This window comes from Microvirga aerophila, from assembly GCF_003332305.1.
Taxonomy (GTDB): Bacteria; Pseudomonadota; Alphaproteobacteria; order Rhizobiales; family Beijerinckiaceae; genus Microvirga; species Microvirga aerophila.
This window is the reverse complement of sequence record NZ_QOIO01000168.1, coordinates 1-1,680: the sequence shown is the minus strand read 5'-3', so window position 1 is coordinate 1,680 and position 1,680 is coordinate 1. Positions and strand designations below refer to the sequence as shown.

The 1,680-nt window shown below is 63.8% G+C and carries 2 protein-coding genes; one reads left to right on the top strand and one right to left on the bottom strand.

Annotated features, from left to right (window positions below):
* The coding region (locus DRB19_RS29550; RefSeq protein ID WP_114189497.1) for a MarR family winged helix-turn-helix transcriptional regulator at positions 1-266 on the bottom strand (266 nt) is incomplete at its 3' end.
* Positions 267-325: 59 nt separating this feature from the next.
* Between DRB19_RS29550 and hmgA the strand changes: the two genes are divergently transcribed.
* Positions 326-1,680: homogentisate 1,2-dioxygenase (gene hmgA, locus DRB19_RS29545; protein ID WP_174800035.1), on the top strand; the 1,355-nt coding region annotated here is incomplete at its 3' end.

The following is a 1,680-nucleotide window of genomic DNA, read 5'->3' as shown; positions in this document are numbered from 1 at the left end:
TCCTCGCTGCTCTCGCGGCGCTTGAGCCAGCGCCGTTCCTCCAAGGCCCTGACCGCCCGGCTGACCTTGGTCTTGTGCATGGACGAGTGGGCACCGATCGCCTTGGCGCCCATCTGGTCGAACTGGCCCAGGGTCGCAAGAACCCGCCATTCCGGGATGGTCAGGTCATGATGCGGGCCATAAACTGATCTGAACTCCTGAGAGACCGCAGTGCTGATGCGGTTGAGGCGGTAGGGCAGAAACCTTTCGAGTTCGAGTTTTGCCATCACGTTGATAGTTACAAAATTGACGGTTACGAATGTAACGAATTGTGGAGGTAACGACCATGAATGTCCAGAACCCCTCGCTTCAGACACAGGGCGCACCTCTCCGGGAGAGCGCGATCCAGCAAGGCTACATGTCCGGCTTCGGCAACGGCTTCGAGACGGAGGCGTTGCCCGGGGCACTGCCCATCGGCCGCAACTCGCCGCAGAAATGTTCCTACGGGCTTTATGCGGAGCAGCTTTCAGGCTCGCCGTTCACGGCGCCGCGCACCACCAACGAGCGCTCCTGGCTCTACCGCATCCGCCCCACCGTGACCCATTGGGGCCAGTTCCGGAAGGCCGATATCCGCCTGTGGCGCACGGCTCCCGCAGCGGAGGTGGAGGTGCCGATCGCTCCCATGCGCTGGGACCCGATCCCGCTTCCCCCTGAGCCGGTCTCGTTCCTGGAGGGCATCCACACCATCACCACGGCGGGCGATGCGGGCTCGCAGGCCGGCATGGGCGCGCATGTGTATCTCGTGACCCGTTCGATGATGGACGAGTACTTCTACAACGCCGACGGCGAGATGCTGTTCGTGCCGCAGCAGGGTGGCTTGCGGCTGTGGACCGAGTTCGGGATCATCGACATCGAGCCGGGCGAGATCGCCGTCATCCCGCGCGGGGTCAAGATCAGGGTCGAGCTCAAGGACGGACCGGCCCGTGGTTACCTGTGCGAGAACTACGGCGGCGCGTTCACCCTGCCCGAGCGCGGCCCCATCGGGGCCAACTGCCTGGCCAATCCGCGCGACTTCCTCACGCCCGTCGCGGCATACGAGGACAAGGATGCGCCTTCGAAGATGTACGTGAAGTGGGGCGGCTCCCTGTGGGCGGCCGACATGGATCACTCGCCCCTCGACGTGGTGGCCTGGCACGGCAATTACGCCCCCTACAAGTACGACCTGCGGCGCTACTCGCCGGTGGGTCCTGTCCTGTACGACCATGCCGATCCGTCGATCTTCACGGTGCTCACTTCACCGTCGGAGACGCCCGGCACCGCCAACATCGATTTCGTGATCTTCCCGGACCGTTGGCTGGTGGCGGAGAACACGTTCCGGCCGCCCTGGTACCACATGAACGTCATGAGCGAGTTCATGGGTCTGGTCTACGGGGTCTACGACGCCAAGACCGGCGGCGGCTTCGTGCCGGGCGGCATCTCGCTGCACAACACCATGCTGCCGCACGGCCCCGACGTGGATGCGTTTGAAAAGGCCAGCAACGTGGAGCTGAAGCCCCACCGGCTGGAAGGCACGCTGGCTTTCATGTTCGAGACACGCTTCCCGCAGAAGGTGACGGCTTTTGCGGTCCAGACCGAGTCGCTGCAGAAGGATTACGGCGCATACGGCCACAAGCTCAAGAAGCACTTCAACCCGAACCAGCG